Annotated in this window: 16 protein-coding genes, 1 pseudogene and 1 riboswitch; of the genes and pseudogenes, 9 read left to right on the forward strand and 8 right to left on the reverse strand. The window is 72.6% G+C overall.

Features of this window, described 5'->3' with window-relative positions; genetic code table 11:
• Positions 1 to 573, forward strand: a pseudogene (locus tag ACFOWE_RS18465) (MFS transporter); the annotation flags it as partial.
• A gap of 24 nt (positions 574 to 597) precedes the next feature.
• Here ACFOWE_RS18465 and ACFOWE_RS18470 read toward each other — a convergent pair.
• Both ACFOWE_RS18470 and ACFOWE_RS18475 read right to left on the reverse strand, forming a co-directional pair.
• Positions 598 to 993, reverse strand: coding sequence for a cold-shock protein (locus tag ACFOWE_RS18470; RefSeq protein ID WP_377289401.1), 396 nt, complete (start codon positions 991 to 993; stop codon positions 598 to 600).
• An 86-nt stretch (positions 994 to 1,079) separates the two neighbouring features.
• Positions 1,080 to 1,802 (reverse strand): HAD family hydrolase, encoded by a 723-nt coding sequence (locus ACFOWE_RS18475; protein WP_377289403.1) that lies wholly within the window; start codon positions 1,800 to 1,802, stop codon positions 1,080 to 1,082.
• Between the two features lie 351 nt (positions 1,803 to 2,153).
• Between ACFOWE_RS18475 and ACFOWE_RS18480 the strand changes: the two genes are divergently transcribed.
• Entirely contained in the window at positions 2,154 to 2,777 is a 624-nt protein-coding gene (locus ACFOWE_RS18480) for a TetR/AcrR family transcriptional regulator (protein ID WP_377289405.1), read from the forward strand.
• A gap of 57 nt (positions 2,778 to 2,834) precedes the next feature.
• Here ACFOWE_RS18480 and ACFOWE_RS18485 read toward each other — a convergent pair whose 3' ends face one another.
• Entirely contained in the window at positions 2,835 to 3,749 is a 915-nt protein-coding gene (locus ACFOWE_RS18485; protein ID WP_377289407.1) for a hypothetical protein, read from the reverse strand.
• Positions 3,750 to 4,016: 267 nt separating this feature from the next.
• Here ACFOWE_RS18485 and ACFOWE_RS18490 point away from each other — a divergent pair, with 267 nt between their 5' ends.
• The 6 genes from ACFOWE_RS18490 (at position 4,017) to ACFOWE_RS18515 (ending at position 13,200) form a co-directional block, all read left to right on the forward strand.
• Complete coding sequence (locus ACFOWE_RS18490; protein ID WP_377289409.1) at positions 4,017 to 6,458, forward strand: helicase-associated domain-containing protein; 2,442 nt, start codon at positions 4,017 to 4,019, stop codon at positions 6,456 to 6,458.
• Between the two features lie 487 nt (positions 6,459 to 6,945).
• Positions 6,946 to 7,248, forward strand: coding sequence for a hypothetical protein (locus tag ACFOWE_RS18495; protein WP_377289411.1), 303 nt, complete (start codon positions 6,946 to 6,948; stop codon positions 7,246 to 7,248).
• 217 nt (positions 7,249 to 7,465) lie between these two features.
• The gene (locus tag ACFOWE_RS18500) at positions 7,466 to 9,112 is read left to right on the forward strand and encodes a DNA repair helicase XPB (RefSeq protein ID WP_377289413.1); all 1,647 of its coding nucleotides are present in this window, start codon (positions 7,466 to 7,468) and stop codon (positions 9,110 to 9,112) included.
• A gap of 673 nt (positions 9,113 to 9,785) precedes the next feature.
• Positions 9,786 to 11,873: a HelD family protein gene (locus ACFOWE_RS18505; protein WP_377289415.1), complete on the forward strand. Its 2,088-nt coding sequence runs from the start codon at positions 9,786 to 9,788 to the stop codon at positions 11,871 to 11,873.
• A 609-nt stretch (positions 11,874 to 12,482) separates the two neighbouring features.
• Positions 12,483 to 12,758, forward strand: a complete 276-nt coding sequence (locus tag ACFOWE_RS18510) for a hypothetical protein (RefSeq protein WP_377289417.1) — start codon at positions 12,483 to 12,485, stop codon at positions 12,756 to 12,758.
• A 22-nt stretch (positions 12,759 to 12,780) separates the two neighbouring features.
• Positions 12,781 to 13,200, forward strand: coding sequence for a GNAT family N-acetyltransferase (locus tag ACFOWE_RS18515; protein ID WP_377289419.1), 420 nt, complete (start codon positions 12,781 to 12,783; stop codon positions 13,198 to 13,200).
• Positions 13,201 to 13,486: 286 nt separating this feature from the next.
• Here ACFOWE_RS18515 and groL read toward each other — a convergent pair whose 3' ends face one another.
• The 5 genes from groL to ACFOWE_RS18540 form a co-directional block, all read right to left on the reverse strand.
• A complete protein-coding gene (gene groL / locus ACFOWE_RS18520; RefSeq protein ID WP_377289421.1) occupies positions 13,487 to 15,112 on the reverse strand; it encodes a chaperonin GroEL in 1,626 nt (541 codons plus the stop codon).
• A 447-nt stretch (positions 15,113 to 15,559) separates the two neighbouring features.
• Positions 15,560 to 15,760 (reverse strand): cold-shock protein, encoded by a 201-nt coding sequence (locus ACFOWE_RS18525; protein ID WP_068902046.1) that lies wholly within the window; start codon positions 15,758 to 15,760, stop codon positions 15,560 to 15,562.
• 340 nt (positions 15,761 to 16,100) lie between these two features.
• A complete protein-coding gene (locus ACFOWE_RS18530) occupies positions 16,101 to 16,376 on the reverse strand; it encodes a MoaD/ThiS family protein (protein ID WP_377289423.1) in 276 nt (91 codons plus the stop codon).
• A gap of 23 nt (positions 16,377 to 16,399) precedes the next feature.
• A complete protein-coding gene (gene thrC, locus ACFOWE_RS18535; RefSeq protein WP_377289425.1) occupies positions 16,400 to 17,665 on the reverse strand; it encodes a threonine synthase in 1,266 nt (421 codons plus the stop codon).
• A 14-nt stretch (positions 17,666 to 17,679) separates the two neighbouring features.
• Positions 17,680 to 17,820: riboswitch (SAM riboswitch) on the reverse strand.
• A 144-nt stretch (positions 17,821 to 17,964) separates the two neighbouring features.
• On the reverse strand, positions 17,965 to 18,522 hold the full coding sequence (locus ACFOWE_RS18540; RefSeq protein ID WP_377289471.1) for an RNA polymerase sigma factor: 558 nt from the start codon (positions 18,520 to 18,522) through the stop codon (positions 17,965 to 17,967).
• 159 nt (positions 18,523 to 18,681) lie between these two features.
• Between ACFOWE_RS18540 and ACFOWE_RS18545 the strand changes: the two genes are divergently transcribed.
• A complete protein-coding gene (locus ACFOWE_RS18545) occupies positions 18,682 to 20,127 on the forward strand; it encodes an alpha,alpha-trehalose-phosphate synthase (UDP-forming) (protein ID WP_377289427.1) in 1,446 nt (481 codons plus the stop codon).
• Positions 20,128 to 20,141 lie beyond the last annotated feature (14 nt).

A 20,141-nucleotide genomic window follows, 5' to 3' on the forward strand; every position in this document is an offset into this window, starting at 1 on the left:
GTGTTCACCCTGTGGACCGCGGTGGCCGTCGCGCTGGCCGCCGCGTTCGCGCAGGGCCTGGGCAAGCTCGCGCTGGACGCGATCGTGCAGCGTGAGATCGGCGAGGAGGTGCGCTCGTCCACCTTCGGCGTGGTCGAGGCGTTCCTGCAGGTCGCCTGGGTGGTCGGCGGGCTGGTCGGGCTGCTGCTCTCGCTGTTCGCCCGCGGGCCCGGCGGGCTCGCGACGATGGCCGCGGTGCTGGCGGGCTCGCTCGGCTGGCTGCTCCTGCGGCGCCGCCGGCGCCTGGAGGCCCGCGACGCCCGGGCCCGGGCCGCCCGCGCCGCCGCGCACGCCCAGGCCCCGCCCCCGGCTTCCTCCCCGGCTTCGTCTCCGTCCCCGGCGACGGCCACGGTCGCCGGGGCGGGGGACGCGCCGGAGTCCCCGGAGTCCGCGGAGTCCCCGGCGAGCCGGAAGCCGGAGAAGGCGGCCCGCAGGCGGCGGAGACGGCCCGCGGGGACCACCACCGCCGTCATACCGCACGACGACGCGCCCACCGAGAAGCACACCAAGCCGCTGACCAATCCGCACGGCTGAGCCGCGGGAGGCCAGACGTCCAGGTCAGGCGTCCAGGTCGTCCGCCACGGCGCGGAGCACGGCCGCGATCTTCTTGGCGTGCGCCGCGTCCGGGTGCTTGCCCCGCTGATAGGACGTGGAGACCCCGTCGAGGAGCTTGATCAGGTCTTCGACGATGACGACCATCTCGTCGGGTTTCTTCCGCTTGCCCCTGGGCTTGACGGTCCTCTCCAGGGTGGGCTGGTCGATCACCCGGACCGAGAGCGCCTGCTGGCCGCGGCGCCCCTCGGCCACGCCGAACTCGACCTTCTGACCGGGCTTGAGGGAGTCCACGCCGCCGGGCAGCGCGGAGGAATGCACGAAGACCTCACCGCCGTCGTCGCGGGTGAGGAAGCCGAAACCCTTGTCGGCGTCGTACCACTTGACCTTGCCACTCGGCACAGGGGTGACCTCGTTCAGACTGTGTAGGGGATGGAAGTAGGTTATGCCCACAGAAGGCTGAGGGCGAGCGTGCGAACGGGTGCGAGTTACGCGATCTCGGCTGTGTCTCCGGCGGTTCCGGCGGTTCCGGCGGTTCCGGCGGTTCCGGCGGTTCCGGCGGTTCCGGCGGTTCCCTTGGCTCCGGTGGTCCGCCACTCGTCGAACCACCCGGCGAACCCCGTCAGGTCGTCCAGCACGACATCGGCTCCGTGGTCACGCAGCTCTCCCGCCAGGTAGGGGCCGGTCGCCACCGCCACGCTGACGGCGCCTCCCGCCCGCGCCGCCTCGATGTCGGCGACGTGATCTCCAACATAGGCCGCCGCGCCGAAAGTCGCGAGGGCCGGGCCTTTTCCGGAACCGAAAAGGGATCCGGCGATCCCGTCCACCTCCAGGCCGAGGAACTCCACCGTCCGTCCGGCGTCCCCGGCGTTCTTGCCGGTGACCACGACGACTCTGCCGCCGGCCCGCCGTACGGCCTCGACGGCCTCGCGGGCGCCGGGCAGGAGGGTGGTGGCGGGGACGGCGATGGAGGGGTACAGCGAGCGGAAGATCGCGGCCGCCGCGGGGATCTCCTCCGCGGGGAGCCAGTTGGCCAGTTCGATCTCCAGCGGCGGTCCGAGCCGGGCCACCACCGCGGCGCTGTCGATGGGCACCCCGATCCGCGCCGACAGCGCGTCGTAGACGGCGGCGATCCCCGCCCGGGTGTCGGCGAGCGTCATGTCGAGGTCGAACCCCACGTCGAATCCCACGGAGCGCATGACCTGCAGCATGCCAAACCGGTATATCCCCCCGGTAATCCGCCGCCCTCCACCGTGCCCGCCGCCCCCGTCCTCCACCGTGCTCCCCCCGCTCCGCCGCCCGCCGCCTCCGCTCTCCGCCGTGCTCACCGCACCGCCGCACGCGGCCCCCACCCGGAGCACGTGTGCTCCCGGCCCCGACATCACCCCCTCTCTGTACGTCGCGGCACCCGCTGTGGAACCCTTTGCAAAGGAGTCACTTACTCCCCCGCCGTCGGGCCCACCGGCACGTCTCACCGTCCGGACCCGCCGGTTTCGTCCGGTGACCTGCGACCTGTCGGGTTGCGCACTGGATAGGGTCATGACGGAGGTATCGGCAGAGAGATGAGCAGATCGACGCGCGAGCGGATCATCGACGAAGCCCTGCGGCTGTTCGCCGAGCGGGGTTACGCGGCGACCTCGGTCGCCGAGATCGAGGCCGCCGCCGGACTGTCCCCCGGCGCCGGAGGGCTTTACCGGCACTTCAAGTCGAAGTACGAGGTGCTGGCCGCGGCGATGCACGAGCACGCCAGCCGGACCCGCACGCAGATCGCCGAGACCCTCGCCGAGCTGAACACCATGGACGCCTCCCTGGGCATCGAGGCCCGCCTCGCGCACCTGTGCCGCGCCGGGCTCGCCAAGGTCCGTGAGGAGAGCGAGCTGACACGCGTCTTCTTCCGCGACCTGAGCCAGTTCCCCGAACTGGTGGCCGTGGTCCGCGAGGGGCTGCTGCAGCCGATGTTCGACGCGTTCACCACCTGGATGCGGTCCCAGCCGGAGTACGCCGAGGCCGATCACGACTGGGCCGCGGTCGGCGCGGTGCTCGGCGGCGCGGTCGTCCACTACCGCCTGTTCCAGGACACCGTGGGCGAGCCCCCCGGCCACGCGGAGAAGGACCGCTTCGTCGAGTCCTGGGTACGGCTCGCGCTCGGCCTCATGCCGACCCCCGCCGTGCAGGCGATCGGCTAGCGGCCGGACCGCTCGCCGGAGGCCGGACCCCGCACCGGCCCGCCCGGCGAGGTCCGGTCACCCGGACCTTCCGGGACTCCTCACGGAGGTCCCCCCGGTGGCCGGGGGCGGCGGGCCGAGCAGACGGCGGGCCAGCCAGGACACGCCCGCCACCGTCCCGAGCACGAACATGAGCCCGCTGACCCCGGAGAACTCGGCGGCCAGGCGGCCGACCCGGCCCTCGCTCCTGACCAGCGCCACCAGCGCGCCGCCCACGGTGCAGGCGAGCACCGGCGCCGCCGCGCCGAGCACCCTGTCCCTCTTCTCCCAGCCCGGCGCGGCGAGCACGGCCAGCGCCCCGGCCGCCCACACCAGCAGGAACAGGGGGACGACCCCCACCTGGACCGGCGCGAGCGGGACGAGCAGCCCCGCCAGGACGAGCAGCGCCACCCCCGCCGCCTCACGCCGACGGGCGGCGAGGAGCGACGCCGCGTCCGTCCCGCGCCGGGCAGGGCCCTCCCTCCCCGGCCCCGTCGTGTCCGGCGCGGGAGCGCTCCGGCCGGGCACCGGGACCCGCCGGAGGCCCTGGCTCCAGCCGAGGACCGGGCGGCGGACGGGCCGGGCTCCGGGCTCGTGGCGGGCCAGCCACCTCAGCGCCTCCTCCCTGGAGTGGGCCGCTCCCGGCGGCACCGACCGGCCGCCCCGTGCGCCCGCTCTCCCCGGTCCGCCCGCCGGGTCCGCCTCCTGCCCCGCCCGTGCCGCCTCCTCCGCCAGACGCCTGGCCTCGCGCTCCACCAGGGCGACCGGATCGCCGAACCCGGAGAGCAGCCTCGCGACGGCGGCGGGGCTCTCCATCCCCCGCCGCTCGGCGTCGATCCGCTCGCGCAGCCGCCGGACGAAGGCGAGCCGCTGGTCCTGGCGGAGCACGCCGTGGGCGGCGTCGGCCGCCCTGCTGACGTACTCCAGGACGAGCTGGTCGGCACGCTCGATCACGCCGCCATCCTCCCCCAGCGCGCCCCCGCCCGCGAGCCCCTTTCCCCGGTTCTCCCCCTCCCGCACAGGTGCGCTCCGCCCTCTCCCGCACAGGTGCGCTCCGCCCTCTCCCGCACAGGTGCGCTCCGCCCTCTCCCGCACAGGTGCGCTCCGCCCTCTCCCGCACAGGTGCGCTCCGCCCCGGGTCCCCGGCCCCGCGGCGGTCCCGCCGCCCGCCGGGGTTTCCCGGTCCGCACGCTGTCGGTGAGGACTCCTACCATGGGGTGAATGAGCACGGAGTTCACCAAGTGGCTGCGCGGCCGGAGCGACGAGCAGCTGCGGGAGCTGGTCGCCCTCCGTCCCGAGCTCATCACCCCCGTCCCCGCCCACGTCGAGGGGCTGGCGGGACGGGCGAGCAGCCCCTCGGCGATCGGCCGGGTGCTCGACCGGCTCGACCGGTTCACCTTCGCCGTCGCCGAGACGGTCGCCGTGCTCCCCTCCCCGATCACCTACCGGGCGCTCCGCACCCGTCTGGCCCGCGCGCTGGCCGGCCCGGCGGACCCGGTCTTCGAGGCCAGGGCCAGGGAGACCGTCGACCGGTTGCGGACGCTGGCCCTGGTCTACGGCTCCGACCGGGCGCTGAGCCCCGCTCCCGGCCTCCGGGAGGTCCTGGACTCCCCCGCGGGCCTGGGCCCGCCGGCGCGGGAGGCGTTCCTGCACTACCACCGGGAACGGCTGGCCGATCTGATCGCCGATCTCGGCGGCGGGGGCGACTCCGCGGAGGACCTGGCCCGCCTCCTGGCCGACCAGGAGGTCGTGACCCGGCTGGTCGGGGAGGTCTCCCCGCAGGCCCGCTCCGCCCTCGACGAGCTGGCCTGGGGCCCGCCCAGCGGCCGGGTGGCCAACGCCGGCCGCCAGGTGCGCACGGCCACCGCCCGCTCGCCGATCGAGGAGCTGCTGGCCCGCGCCCTGCTCTGCGCGACCGGCGAGGAGTCGGTCGTGCTCCCGCGCGAGGTCGGGTTCTTCCTCCGCGACGGCCGCGTCCACCGTGATCTGAGCCCGGTCCCTCCGCCGCTCGACGGCCCCGGGCGCGCCAGGGACCTCGCCGACCGGACGGCGGCCGGGCAGGCGTTCGCGTTCACCCGCGCGGTGGAGGAGCTCTGCGAGCGGTGGGGCGCCGACCCGCCCGGCGTGCTCCGCGGCGGCGGCCTGGCCGTACGCGACCTGAAGCGCACCGCGGCCCTGCTCGACCTGCCCGAATGGGCGGCCGGGCTGGTCGTCGAGGTGGCGTACGCCGCGGGCCTGGTGGCCGCGAGCGGGGCGGTGGACGGCGACTGGCTGCCCACCCCGGCCTACGACGGCTGGCGGGTGCGCGGCACCGAGGAGCGCTGGGTGACGCTGGCGACGACCTGGCTCACCATGGACCGGGCACCGGGGATGATCGGCGAGCGAGACGAGCGCGACCGGCTCCGGAGCGCCCTCCATCCCGACCTGCGCCACCCCGCCGCACCGGAGGTCCGCGCCTCCGTGCTGGGCGTCCTGGCGTCCGCCGGGGACGCCGGAGGCCCCGGGAGCACCGCGGACGCGCCGACGGCCCCCACCGCCGGCTCGGTCCGCGAGCGCCTGGCCTGGGAGCAGCCGCGCCGCCGCGGCGCCCACCGCGACCGGCTGGTGGAGTTCACGCTGCGCGAGGCGGAGCAGGTCGGGGTCACCGGTCTCGGCGCGCTCTCCCGCCACGGCCGAGCGCTGCTGCCCCCGGCGGCGGGCGGGGCGGCGGGCGGGGCGGCCGAGGGGGGCCGGGAGCGCGGCGCGGGGACGGCGGCCGGACTGCTGGCCCCGCTGCTGCCCGTCCCGCTCGACCACGTGCTGCTCCAGGCCGACCTGACCGCGGTGGCCCCCGGCCCGCTCACCGGCGAGCTGAGCCGCTGGCTGGCCCTGGCCGCCGACGTGGAGTCCACCGGCGGCGCGACGGTCTACCGGTTCAGCGAGCGGTCGGTACGGCGGGCGCTGGACGCCGGGCAGGGCGCCGACGAGATGCTGGCCCTGCTGGAGCGGCACTCCACCACGCCGGTCCCGCAGCCGCTCGCCTACCTGGTCACCGACGTGGCCCGCCGCCACGGCCGCATGCGGGTCGGCACGGCCAGCGCCTACGTCCGCTGCGACGACCCCTCGGCGCTCGACGAGGTGATGGCCGACAAGCGCGCCGCCCCCCTGCGGCTGCGCCGCCTGGCGCCCACCGTGATCGCGTCCAAGACCTCCCGGGCGGCCCTGGTCGACTCGCTGCGCGCGATGGGCTACGCGCCGGTGGCCGAGTCGCTGGAGGGAGATGTGATCATCACCCGGCTGGACGTGCGCCGGACCGAGGGTCCCCCGCAGCCCCGCACCCCGGCCGCGTTCACCGGTCTGGACGCCGAGGTGGTCGCGGCGGCGGTGCGGGCGGTGCGGGCCGGGGACGCCGCCCACCGGACCCGCCGCAAGCCCGCCGACGCCCCCGAGGGCCAGGTGCCCCGCTCCCCGGCGAACGCCACGATCAGCGCCCTGCGCGAGGCCATCCGGCAGGGGTCGCAGGTCTGGATCGGCTACCTCGACTCGCAGGGCAACGCCACCAGCCGGATCCTGGAGCCCGCCCGGATGGAGGGCGGCTACCTCACCGCCTACGACGAGACCCGGGCCGCGGTTCACCGCTTCGCCCTGCACCGCATCACCGGCGTCTCCGAGCTCAGGTCCTGAGGCGCTCCCCGGCCTGGAGGGAGCGGCGGGGAGGCGGTCCGCCGGCCACGGCGGCGGCACCCGGCGCGGATCCGGCCGCCGGTCCCGGACGGGGCCGCGGGCGCGGGGCGGACCCGTCCCCCGCCCCGCGACCGGCCCGTCCGGGGCGTGGTATGTGTAGCGCACCGCCTTCCGCAGACAGCGAGACGAGTCCCCTTTGAGCAGTGACATCCCCGAAGGCTCTCCGGCGCGGCCCGAGGACCGGAGCGGTTACGAGAGCCACGAGACGGTCCCCGTCCGTCCGCCCGGGTACGGCGAGCGGCCCCGGGCGGAGCCGTCCGCGCCGGCGGCCCCCGCCGCCGGGTACGGCCCGTCCCGGCCGGCCCCCGGCTCCTCCCCGGGCTCTCCGGAAGCCCCGGAAGCCCCGGGAACCCCGGGCTCCCCGGGCTCCCCGGGCTCCCCGGGGTTCCGGGAGCCGGCGTCCCCGGGCCCCGGGTCCCAGAGCCCGGTGGCGGAGCCGTACGGCCGGGTCCGCCGGCCGTACCGGGGCGTCGAGGACGTCAGGAACCACGCGCTCGCCACCCTGGCCGCCGGCGTCGTGCTGACGATGAGCTGCGTGCTCGGCCCCGGCGGCGTCGTCGCGGCTGTGCTGGCGGGCCGGGCGCTCGGCACGGTCGAGGACGACCCCGGCCACGCCGGGGCACTGCTCCGGTGGGGCTGGTCCGCCGTCGCCGTCAACCTGATGGTGATCGCCGCGGGGGCCGTCGCGTTCGTCGTGGCGGGGCTCGGCGGCGCCTGGACGGGGAGCTGAGTCCCGGGACGGCTCGGACACCTGGGACGGCTCGGACACCTGGGACGGCTCGGACACCTGGGACGGCTCGGATACCCGGGACGGCTCGGATACCCGGGACGGCTCGGATACCCGGGACGGCTCGGCCGGCGGCCGGGCGGGAAGCCGAGCCGATCCGGGACTTCCCGCGGGCCCGGTTGTGTTGGATAGGCGGTAGCCGTACACGAGGGAGAAGTCTGTGGCCGACGGCCCGCTGATCGTCCAGTCCGACAAGACACTGCTGCTCGAGGTCGAGCACGCCCAGGCCGACGAGTGCCGCAAGGCGATCGCTCCGTTCGCCGAGCTGGAGCGCGCCCCCGAGCACGTGCACACCTACCGGGTGACCCCGCTGGCGCTGTGGAACGCGCGGGCCGCGGGCCACGACGCCGAGCAGGTGATCGACGCGCTGATCACCCACAGCCGCTACCCGGTGCCGCACGCGCTGCTGGTCGACATCGCCGAGACGATGGCGCGCTACGGCAGGCTCCGGCTGGAGAAGCACCCGGTGCACGGGCTCGTCCTGACCAGCACCGACCGGGCCGTGCTGGAGGAGGTGCTGCGCTCGAAGAAGATCCAGCCGCTGCTGGGCGCCCGGCTGGACGGCGACTCCGCGGCGGTCCACCCGAGCGAGCGCGGCAACGTCAAGCAGCTCCTGCTCAAGCTGGGCTGGCCGGCCGAGGACCTGGCCGGCTACGTCGACGGCGAGCACCACCCGATCACGCTGGCCGAGGACGGCTGGAGCCTCCGCCCGTACCAGCGCCAGGCCGCCGACGCGTTCTGGAACGGCGGCTCGGGCGTGGTCGTGCTGCCCTGCGGCGCGGGCAAGACGATCGTGGGCGCGGCGGCGATGGCGCGCGCGCAGGCCACCACGCTGATCCTGGTGACGAACACCGTCTCGGCCCACCAGTGGAAGCAGGAGCTGATCAGGCGGACCTCGCTGACCGAGGACGAGATCGGCGAGTACACCGGGACCAAGAAGGAGATCCGGCCGGTCACCATCGCCACCTACCAGGTGATGACGACCCGGCGGCAGGGCGTCTACCGGCACCTGGAGCTGTTCGACGCCCGCGACTGGGGGCTGATCGTCTACGACGAGGTGCACCTGCTGCCCGCGCCGATCTTCCGGATGACCGCCGACCTGCAGGCCCGGCGGCGGGTGGGGCTGACCGCGACGCTGGTGCGCGAGGACGGCCGGGAGGGGGACGTGTTCTCCCTGATCGGGCCGAAGCGCTACGACGCGCCGTGGAAGGACATGGAGAACCAGGGCTGGATCGCCCCGGCCGACTGCGTCGAGGTCCGGGTGACGCTCCGCGACGACGAGCGGCTCGCCTACGCGATGGCCGAGGCCGAGGAGCGCTACCGGTTCTGCGCCACCACCCCGTCCAAGCTGCGGGTCGCCGAGGCTCTGGTACGGCGGCACGCCGGCGAGCAGGTGCTGGTCATCGGGCAGTACATCGACCAGCTCGACGAGCTCGGCGAGCACCTCGGCGCGCCGGTGATCAAGGGGGAGACGAAGGTCAAGGAGCGGGAGCGGCTGTTCGCGGCCTTCCGCGAGCGGGAGATCCAGGTGCTGGTGGTCTCGAAGGTCGCCAACTTCTCCATCGACCTGCCGGAGGCGTCGGTGGCCATCCAGGTGTCGGGGACGTTCGGCTCGCGCCAGGAGGAGGCCCAGCGGCTCGGCCGGGTGCTGCGGCCCAAGGCCGGCGGGGGCGGGGCGAGGTTCTACTCGGTGGTCAGCCGGGACACCGTCGACCAGGAGTTCGCCGCGCACCGGCAGCGCTTCCTGGCCGAGCAGGGGTACGCCTACCAGATCATCGACGCGGACGACGTGCTCGCCGGCGACTGAGGACCGGCCACGGCCGAGGGCCGCACGGAAGGCGACGTGCCCGCCGGCGATCGAGAATCGCCGGCGAGCACCGTGTGGTCCGCGTCAGGTCCACGAAATCCCGCGGATCTTCGGCAAAGAGACCACCCCCTCCTTTGGACCGCGACAATCAGTCGCGGCATACCCCGTATCTTGCATCCTTCACCATATTTGCCCGCCTTTTTCACCCCCCGCAGGGAAATGACGATAAGTTACTCATTGGTCACTTAGTGCGCATTTCCTCGGCGACTTATGCCCCTTTTTGCGAACTTCGGAGTGAAGGCGGCCGTACCGGCCGGAGCCTCGGGCGGTTCTCGCCACGACACTCTTCGCGGACGGCCCGGCAGGCACCGCACGGCACCGGCCGCGCCCTCCGAAATCCCCTGCGACCAGGGCGATCGCAGGAGTCGGCGGGCACGTCCGCAGCCGGAGGGGCACTCGCACCCCTCCGGAGGGGATCGACGCCCCGGCCCCGGAGCGGACGGCCGCGGCGGCCGGCACCGGGAGAAGCCCCGCGCCGCCGCCGGAATGCCCGCAGACCGGCCCCCGGCCGGAGAATCAATCCTTTTGAGCGCCGCCCGGCCCCTCGGTAAGCTAGTCGATTCGCTGCCAGATGACCACCACCTCCGTTCACCGGATGAGAGGCTCTTTCCGCATGCCCGCTGAACAATTGCTCCCCGACATACCCGCGGACACCCCCGCCCCCGGCTCCGGGCCGGGCGGCGGCCCCGGGGACGGCGACGCCGCCCGGATCCTCGCCGCCGAGCGCGAGCACCTGGCCGTCTCCCGGGCCGCCCTGCGCGCGATGCGTGAGCACGCGCAGTCCCTGTCCGCCGACGCCGCCGGAGACTGGGTCTCCCAGCAGGTCCTGCAGGCGCTGCTGGACCAGCGGGTGGCGGCGCTCGCCGACCACGCGGGCACCCCGCTCTTCTTCGGCCGCCTCGACCGGACGGCCGGCGACGACCTGCCCGGCACCCTCCACGTCGGACGCAGGCACGTCCACGACGAGCGCAGCCGCCCCCTGGTCATCGACTGGCGCGCCCCGGTCTCCCGGGCGTTCTACCAGGCCAGCCCGGCCGACCCGATGGGCGTCTCCCGCCGCCGCCGGTTCGGCTACCACGGCGGCGACCTGACCGCCTTCGAGGACGAGCACCTCGGCCGCGGAGAGACGCTCCGGCAGTCGAAGATCCTCACCGAGGAGATCGAGCGCCCCCGCTCCGGTCCGATGCGCGACATCGTCGCGACCATCCAGCCCGACCAGGACGAGATCGTCCGCGACGAACTGACCCGGACGGTGTGCGTCCAGGGCGCCCCCGGCACCGGCAAGACCGCCGTCGGCCTGCACCGGGCCGCCTATCTACTCTTCACCCACCGGGAGAAGCTCGCCCGGTCCGGCGTGATGATCGTCGGTCCCAACCGGGCCTTCCTTTCCTACATCTCCTCGGTGCTCCCCGCCCTGGGCGAGGTCAAGGTCGACCAGACCACGGTCGCCGGGATCCTCGGCGAGCACGCCGCCCCCGAGGACCCCGCGGTCTCCTCGATCAAGGGCGACGCGCGGATGGTGCCGGTGCTGCGGCGGGCCCTGTGGGCGCACGTCGTCAAGCCCACCGAGGGCCTGCTCTACACCAAGGGGGTCAACCGCTACCGGGTGGCCGACCACGAGGTCCGTGAGATCGTCGCCTCCCTGCGCGGCACCACCCGCTACAACCCCGGCCGCGCGGCCCTCGCCCAGCGCCTGGCCCACCAGGTGCTCGTCCGGATGGAGCAGCGCGGCGAGTCCCCCGACGACCGGGTGCAGGACGCGGTCGCCCGCTCCAAGCCGGTCAAGCAACTGGTGGAGCAGGTCTGGCCCAGGCTCACCCCCCAGCAGGTCCTGCACCGGCTGCTGAGCGACCCCGCGTTCCTCGCCGCCGCGGCGAAGGACGACCTGTCCGCGCAGGAGCAGGCCGCGCTGCTCTGGAGCAGACCGCCCAAGTCGTTCCGCTCGGCGAAGTGGTCGGCGGCCGACGGCGCGCTCCTGGACGAGCTCGGCGACATGATGGAGCGCACGCCGTCCCTCGGCCACCTGGTCGTCGACGAGGCCCAGGACCTGTCGGCGATGCAGCTGCGCGCCCTGGGCCGGCGCTGCCGCACCGGATCGGCCACCGTCCTGGGCGACCTCGCCCAGGGCACCACGCCGTGGTCGGCGCGCTCCTGGAGCGAGGTCCTGGAGCACCTCGGATTCCCGGAGGGCGGCGAGGGGACGGGCGGCGCCGTCACCGAGCTCACCCTGGGCTTCCGCGTGCCGCGCGAGGTCCTCGACTACGCCGCCCGGCTGCTGCCCTCCGTCGCCCCCGGGCTGGCCGCGCCGCGCTCCCTGCGCCCCGGCGCGGGCTCCCTGACGGTACGGCACACGCCCGACCTGGCCGCGTCCCTCGCCGAGGCGGCCGCGCAGGCGCTGCGGCGGGAGGGCTCGATCGGCGTCATCGTCCCCGACGCCCGCGTCACCGCGGCCTCCGAGGCGCTGTCCGGCCTCGACCACCGCGTGCTGGCCCCGGACTCCGTCTCGGAGCACCGCCTCCTGATCGTCCCGGCCACCCTCGCCAAGGGCCTGGAGTACGACCACGTCATCGTGGTGGAGCCGGCCGACATCGTGGAGGCCGAGCCGCGCGGCCTGGCCCGCCTGTACGTGGTCCTGACCCGCGCGGTCACGTCCCTGACCGTGCTGCACTCCAGGGATCTCCCGGCCGAGCTGACCGGCTGATCCCCGGGCCGGAGCCCTCCGTCCCGGGATACACGAAAGCCCTCCGAACAGGCGTTCGGAGGGCTGACATTTTGCAGTCAGTTGAGCACTCACGGTCCGCGCCACGTGAGGTGCCCGGAAAAAGGCTTACCCCGGGGGGCTTGCTCAGCAGAGGCGTCCCCGGGGCACACATCACTCATGGTAGCAGACCATGAGCGGCGCGGAAAGGAACACAATGAGCGGCATCCTTTTCCAGAAGGTCTGCGACGCGGTCTCGACCGAGCGACTTCGCCCCTTTCTGAGAACTTGTGGCGGCGCGCTCGATCATGCGCTCCGTCTCTACGCGTGGAACATAGAGATCTCCAGTGCCTTCCACGGCCCCCTCCACTGTCTCGAGGTCGTTCTGCGCAACGCCATCGACCGGGAGTTGAACGCACTCTTCCGACGCGCCGACTGGTGGAACGCCCCCGCACTCGATCTGGCGCCTCAGGCCCGGCAGGCCGTGGCATCCGCATGCGCCACGGTCGCCCAGAACTACGCTCATCCGACGAACGGCCATGTGATAGCCGAACTCTCCTTCGGCTTCTGGACCAGCCTGCTCGGCACCGGAAACAGATATGACATGCGGCTGTGGCGCCCGGCACTTCATCGGGCCTTCCCCGGCTACCGCGGCCCACGGCGCGCGCTCCACAGGACCTGTACCACCTGCGCAAGCTGCGGAACCGGATCGCGCACTACGAGCCGATCCACCAGCGGCACCTCACCGCCGACCACACGAAGCTCCTGCGGATCCTCAGCCACATCTCCCCCGAGACGACCGACTGGGTCCGGGCCAACGACCGGGTGCCCGAGGTGCTGGCCCGGCGGGCCGACGTGTGCGCGGCGGCCGTGCCGACCCGCTTCTGAGGCGGCTGGTAGCGTGCCGGGCATGGGGATGATCATCCGGTACGGGCGGATCGGGGACGTCGAGGCGTTGCTGGCCTTCTGGCTGGTGGCCGCCGAGGGGACCGACCGGCACGACGACCCGGCCAAGGTGACCGCGCTCATCGAACGCGATCCCGAGGCGGTCCTCGTCGCCGAGGTCGACGGCGAGATGGCCGGCACGCTGATCGCGGGCTGGGACGGCTGGCGGGCGCACCTGTACCGGCTGGCCGTGGACCCGGCGCGGCGGCGGCAGGGGATCGGGAGCGCGCTGATCCGGGCGGCCGAGGAGCGCTTCGCGGCGTTCGGCGCGTTCCGCGCCGACGCGATGGTGCTGCACGACAACGATCTCGCCCACCACGCCTGGGGAGCGGCGGGCTACGCGCCCCAGCCGCAGTGGGCCCGCTGGGTCAAGCCGCTGACCTGACGGCCCGGAAGGACACGGGACGACCCGGAAGGGCCCGGCGCCGATCGCCGCTGTCTTCTCCGCGCACCGGGTGGGTCTCCCGCCGCAGAGGCCGGGACCTCGGTCCTTCCGGGAAGGCCCGCCGGAAACACCGGGACGGCGAGGAGCACCGGGACGGCGAGGAGCACCGGGACGGCGAGGAGCACCGGGACGGCGAGGAGCACCGGGACGACGAGGAGCACCGGGACGGAAAAGAAAGGGCCGGTCCCCTGAGGGGACCGGCCTCTTCTGTCACGCGGGAGACGGACTAGAAGTCCATGTCGCCGCCGCCACCGGGCATGGCGGGGGCCTTCTCCTTCTCGGGCTTCTCGGCGATGACGGCCTCGGTGGTGAGGAACAGCGCCGCGATGGACGCCGCGTTCTGCAGAGCGGAACGGGTCACCTTGGCCGGGTCGATGATGCCCGACTCGAACATGTTGACGTAGTCGCCGGTGGCGGCGTTCAGGCCCTCACCCGGGGTGAGGTTGCGCACCTTCTCCACCACGACGCCGCCCTCGAGACCGGCGTTGACCGCGATCTGCTTGAGCGGCTCCTCCAGGGCCTTGCGGACGATCGCGGCACCGGTGGCCTCGTCGCCGTTCAGCTCCAGCTTGTCGAAGGCCTTGGCGCCGGCCTGCAGCAGCGCGACACCGCCGCCGGGGACGATGCCCTCCTCGACCGCGGCCTTGGCGTTGCGGACGGCGTCCTCGATGCGGTGCTTGCGCTCCTTGAGCTCGACCTCGGTCGCCGCGCCGGCCTTGATGACGGCCACGCCGCCGGCCAGCTTGGCGAGACGCTCCTGGAGCTTCTCGCGGTCGTAGTCGGAGTCGGTGTTCTCGATCTCGGTGCGGATCTGGTTGACCCGGCCCGCGATCTGCTCGGCGTCGCCGGAGCCGTCGACGATGGTGGTCTCGTCCTTGGTGACGATGACCTGGCGGGCGCGGCCGAGCTGGTCGAGAGTGGTGCTCTCGAGCTTCAGGCCGAGGTCCTCGCTGATGACCTGGGCACCGGTGAGGATCGCGATGTCGGTCAGCATGGCCTTGCGGCGGTCGCCGAAGCCCGGGGCCTTGACGGCGACCGAGCGGAACAGGCCGCGGATCTTGTTGACGACCAGGGTGGCCAGGGCCTCGCCCTCGACGTCCTCAGCGATGATCAGCAGCGGCTTGCCGGCCTGCACGACCTTGTCGAGGACGGGGAGCAGGTCCTTGTTGGCGGAGACCTTGGAGTTGACGACGAGGACGTACGGGTCCTCGAGGACGGCCTCCATGCGCTCCGGGTCGGTCACGAAGTAGGGCGAGATGTAGCCCTTGTCGAAGCGCATGCCCTCGGTGAGCTCGAGCTCCAGGCCGAAGGTGTTGCTCTCCTCGACGGTGATGACGCCTTCCTTGCCGACCTTGTCCATCGCCTCGGCGATCATCTCGCCGATCTGGGCGTCGCCGGCGGAGATGGAGGCCGTGGAGGCGATCTGCGCCTTCGTCTCCACGTCCTTGGCGAGCTTGGCCAGCTCCTCGGAGACGCGCTCGACGGCGGCCTCGATGCCCTTCTTCAGGGCCATCGGGTTGGCGCCGGCGGCGACGTTGCGCAGGCCCTCGCGTACCAGGGCCTGGGCGAGGACGGTGGCGGTGGTGGTGCCGTCACCCGCGACGTCGTCGGTCTTCTTGGCGACTTCCTTGACGAGCTCGGCGCCGATCTTCTCCCACGGGTCCTCGAGCTCGATCTCCTTGGCGATCGAGACACCGTCGTTGGTGATCGTGGGAGCGCCCCACTTCTTCTCCAGCACGACGTTGCGGCCCTTGGGGCCGAGGGTCACCTTCACGGCGTCCGCGAGCTGGTTCATGCCGCGCTCGAGACCGCGCCGGGCGTCCTCGTCAAACGCGATCATCTTGGCTGCCATACGGCTAGACCTCCCAAACACAGGGTGGCGTGCACCGGATCGAGCCGACGCCCGCGACGGCATATGGACCCGCGACTCCGTTGGCGGGTCCCATCGCCTCGATCCTGGGTTGGCACTCTCATACAGAGAGTGCCAACGAACTGTTTAGCACTCTACCCTGCCGAGTGCAAGCCGCGCCGCGCTGAGCTGGGCTTCGCCCAGAGCGAAGGGTAAAAAACGGATGATCCATGCAGGTCGCGGACATACCCGCCTACACGGAGACGCGAAGGCCCGCACGTAAGCCCGCACGCAGAGTCCGCACACGAAGGACCGCACGTGAAGGGCCGCGCACGCGAAGGCCCGGCCCACCGGGAGAACCGGGGACCGGGCCGACGTGCGGGAAGGTCCGACGGACTGCGGTGCCGCGGGACCTTCCGACCTCTTCCCGCGACCGGGCGGACGACCGGATCAGACGGTCCGGACGGCCTCCGCCTGCGGACCCTTCTGCCCCTGGGTGATCTCGAACTCGACCCGCTGGCCCTGCTCGAGCGCCCGGTAGCCGTCCATCAGGATCGCGGAGTAATGGACGAACACATCCTTACCACCGTCTACCGCGATGAAGCCGTAGCCCTTGTCCGCGTTGAACCACTTGACGGTGCCCTGCGCCACTTCCGACTCCTCTTACCGACCTTGAAGACCACGCCCATTCCACTCGCGAAGTCTTCGATCTCCGCGGCGAAGGCCATCGCCCCATCGATCGTTCTCGACCATACCTGTGGGACACCGTGGGGCAACAGAGTCAATCCATCAATCATCCGTTTAGCCATGACTTCGGCACGAGAACAAACTTTTACTCTAGCTGTAATTTAGTTCAAAATTCCATTATTTCCTGATGTCCCAGATATGAACCCTCGTCACAAAACACGACACCCGCACGCGGCCGAGGCCGGTGCGGGTGTCGTGACGGCGCCCCGTCGAGCGGCGGACGCCCGGAGGCGCGGGGTGCGGGTCAGCCTCCGGCGACCGCCGGAATGATGGAGACCTGAACGCCGGGCGGCGTGGCGGTGTCGAGGTTGTCCGCGAAACGGACGTCCTCTTCTCCCACATAGACGTTGACAAAACGCCGGATCTTGCCCGTTTCATCGAGAATCCGGGCACCGATGCCGGGATAGTCGGCGTCGAGCTTCTCCAGGACCTCCCGGAGGGTCGCCCCTTCCCCGCTCACCTCCGCGGCACCATTGGTGTAAGTCCGAAGAATCGTCGGAATCCGCACGGAAACGCTCATGGTCGAGTACCTTTCAGGAGTTCTCAGGCGAGGGCGGTACGGAATGCGTCGAGAGAAGGCCGGATCACGGCGGTGGGACGCGCGTGCCCGGAAACCGCGTCGAGGGTCTTGAGCCCCTCACCGGTGTTCAGCACGACCGTCTCGCCGTCCGGGTCGAGCCGGCCCTCGGCGACCAGCTTGCGCAGCACGCCGACGGTGACACCGCCCGCCGTCTCGGCGAAGATGCCCTCGGTCCGGGCCAGCAGCCGGATCGCGTCGACGATCTCCGCGTCCGTGACGTCCTCCACCGCGCCGCCGGTGCGCCGGGCGATGTCCAGCACGTACGGCCCGTCGGCCGGGTTGCCGATCGCCAGCGACTTGGCGATCGTGTCGGGCTTGACCGGGCGGATCACGTCGTGACCGGCCTTGTAGGCCGCGGAGACCGGCGAGCAGCCCTCGGCCTGGGCGGCGAAGATCTTGTACGGCTTGTCCTCGACGAGGCCGAGGGCGATCAGCTCCTTGAAGCCCTTGTCGATCTTCGTGAGCTGGGAGCCGGAGGCCACCGGGACGACGATCTGGTCGGGGAGCCGCCAGCCGAGCTGCTCGGCGATCTCGTAGGCGAGCGTCTTGGAGCCCTCCGCGTAGTAGGGGCGGAGGTTGACGTTGACGAAGCCCCACCGGTCGCCCAGCTCGTCGCCGATGAGCTCGGAGCAGAAGCGGTTCACGTCGTCGTAGGTGCCGTCGATGGCCACGAGGCGCCCGCCGTACACCGAGGCCATGACGATCTTGGCCTCCTCCAGGTCGGCGGGGATGAAGACGCAGGCGTCGAGGCCGGCGCGGGCCGCGGCGGCGGTGACCGCGCCGGCGAGATTGCCGGTGGAGGAGCAGGACAGGGTGTGGAAGCCGAAGTTGCGGGCCGCCTCGACGGCGATGGCCACCACCCGGTCCTTGAAGGAGTGCGTGGGGTTGCCGGAGTCGTCCTTCACGTGGAGTGCGCGGACACCCAGCTCGCGGGCGAGGTTGTCGGCCTTGACCAGCTTGGTCCAGCCGGGGGCCATGTTCCGCTTGGAGGCGACGTCCGCCGGGACCGGGAGCAGCGAGCGGTAGCGCCAGATGTTGCTCGGCCCGGCGGCGATCTCCTCGCGGGTCACCCGGGGCAGCTCGTAGGCGATCTCGAGCGGGCCGAAACACTCGGTACAGGCGAAGTCCGGGCCGAGGTCGTAACGGGCGCCGCACTCGCGACAGGACAGGGCCACGGCGGGGCCGAAGTCGAGCGAAGCGGCGGTGGTTTCAGCGGTTGCAAGCGCCATGAAGCGAGGCCTTTCCCTCATCTTCGTCTGCGACCACCTTGGTCACAGACCGGAATTGGCACCTGTCCCGGCCGACCTCGTCAGATCACGAGTCTTGAACCGGGAGGGTTGCCGGGGCTTCGCAGGGCCGGTCCCTCCACCCCTCTGGATGAGCACGTATTCAGTTGTCGAACCCGTTGAGCAGGTTGAAAGCACTCTACCCCGGCTTTTCGCCGCTCCGACCAACCGTCTCACTTCGCGAGACGGATCGTGTTACCTGACGGACGCGAACCGGGCCGCGCCGCAGGGCCGCGAGGGCGTCAGGACCCGTAGGCCTCGCCCAGCGCCCCCTGGACGTACTTGCGCGCCTGGTGGATGCGGGACTTGGCGGTGCCCAGCGGGATGCCGAGCTGCTCGGCCACCTCGTTGTAGTCGAGCTGGCAGATGTCGCGCAGCACCAGCGCCTGGGCCAGGTCGGGCTTGGACGCCTCCAGCGCCTCCATCACGTCGAGCAGGTCCAGCCGGGAGCCCGCGATCACGCTCACCCGGGCGACGTCGGGCTTCTGCAGCGGCAGCTCCTCGGAGCTCTGCTCGGCCGCGCGCCGCTTCAGCGAGCGGTAGGTGGTCCGCGCGCAGTTGGCCGTCACGATGTGCAGCCACGTGCTGAACCGGGCCCGGCCCTCGAAGCGGCCGATGTTGCGGGCCACCGCCAGCAGGGTGTCCTGGCACGCCTCCTCGGCGTCCTGCCGGTAGGGGAGGATCCGGTTGCAGTGCCGCAGCACGTCGGGCTCGATGCGCCGCAGCAGCTCGCCCAGAGCCCGATGGTCGCCCTGGGCCGCCGCCCGGGCCAGTCCCTCGGTCGTCTCGTCCAGCGCCATCACGAGCCCCAATCAGCGGTCACCGTCGCCGGACATCCTATGGTCGACGGAAATGTTTGGTTAACCTCTGAGGCAAGCATCCCCCAAGGCGGGCCGATCCCCCGGCGTCCGCAGTAGGCGTAGAAGCTGAAGGGGCCTGTCTCCCTAGTCGAGGAAAGCATGAACACGATCCTGGTGGCGTCCAATCGTGGCCCCGTCTCGTTCACCGTCTCGGAGGACGGCTCGCTCTCCATGCGCCGGGGCGGCGGCGGGCTGGTGTCCGGCCTGTCGGAGGTGGCCAAGGAGCTGGACCTGCTCTGGGTCTGCGCCGCGCTCTCCGACGGCGACCGCGCCGCCGTACGGCAGGCGCCCGGTGGCCGCCTCGACCGGGCGGGATACGACACCGGCGCGCTGCGCATGCTCGACATCCCCCCGGCGACCTTCCACCGCGCCTACAACGCGGTGGCCAACTCCACGCTCTGGTTCGTCCACCACCTGCTCTACGACACCGCCAACACCCCGCACTTCGACGCCCGCTTCCGCCGCGAGTGGGAGTCCTACCAGTCCTACAACGCCGCGTTCGCGGTGGCGCTGGCCGAGGAGGCCGCGCACGGCGCGCAGGTGCTGGTGCAGGACTACCACCTCAGCCTGACCCCGGCCATGCTCCGCATCGAGCGGCCCGACGTGAGCATCGCGCACTTCTCGCACACCCCGTGGGCCCCGCCGGAGTACTTCTCCCTGCTCCCGGACGACGTCGCGACCGAGCTGCTGGAGGGCATCCTGGGGGCCGACCACGCGGGCTTCCTCACCGTGCGGTGGGCCGAGGCGTTCATGGACTGCTGCGAGGCGATCCTCGGCGCGGAGGTGGACCGCGACGGCCACACCGTCTCCCACGGCGGCCGGACCACCCGGATCGGCGTGCACCCGCTGGGGGTGGACGGCGAGGCGCTCTGGGCCAGGGCGAGCGAGCCCGACGTCGAATCGCACCTGGCCGCCCTGCGCGACCAGGTCGGCGACCGCAGACTGATCGTGCGGATCGACCGGACCGAGCTGTCGAAGAACATCGTCCGCGGGCTGACCGCCTACCGGGAGTTCCTGGCCGCCCATCCGGAGTGGCACGGCCGGGTCGTGCACCTGGCCTTCGCCTACCCGTCCCGGCACGACCTGCCCGAGTACCGGGAGTACACCGCGGCGGTGCAGCGCTGCGCCAAGGAGATCGAGGACGAGTACGCCACCGAGGACTGGGACCCGCTCATCCTCAACGTCAACGACGACTACCCGCGCTCCCTGGCGGCCTACCGGATGGCCGACGTGCTGCTGGTCAACCCCATCCGCGACGGCATGAACCTCGTGGCCAAGGAGGGCCCGATCCTGGCCCCGCGCAGCGTGCTCGTGCTCTCCCGGGAGGCGGGCGCCGCCGCCGAGCTGGGCGAGGACGCCCTGCTGGTCAACCCCTACGACGTCACGGCCACGGCCGGCGCCCTGCACGAGGGGCTGGTCATGGCCGAGGAGGAGCGGTGCCGGCGGGGCGCCCGGCTGGCCGCCGCGGCCGCCGCGCTCCCCCCGCACCTGTGGTTCGCCGAGCAGCTCGCGGCCCTCGGCTGGTCACCCGGTCAGGCGAGATAGCCCGGTGAGATAGT

It is taken from the genome of Planomonospora corallina (assembly GCF_042650625.1).
Taxonomy (GTDB): Bacteria; Actinomycetota; Actinomycetes; order Streptosporangiales; family Streptosporangiaceae; genus Planomonospora_B; species Planomonospora_B corallina.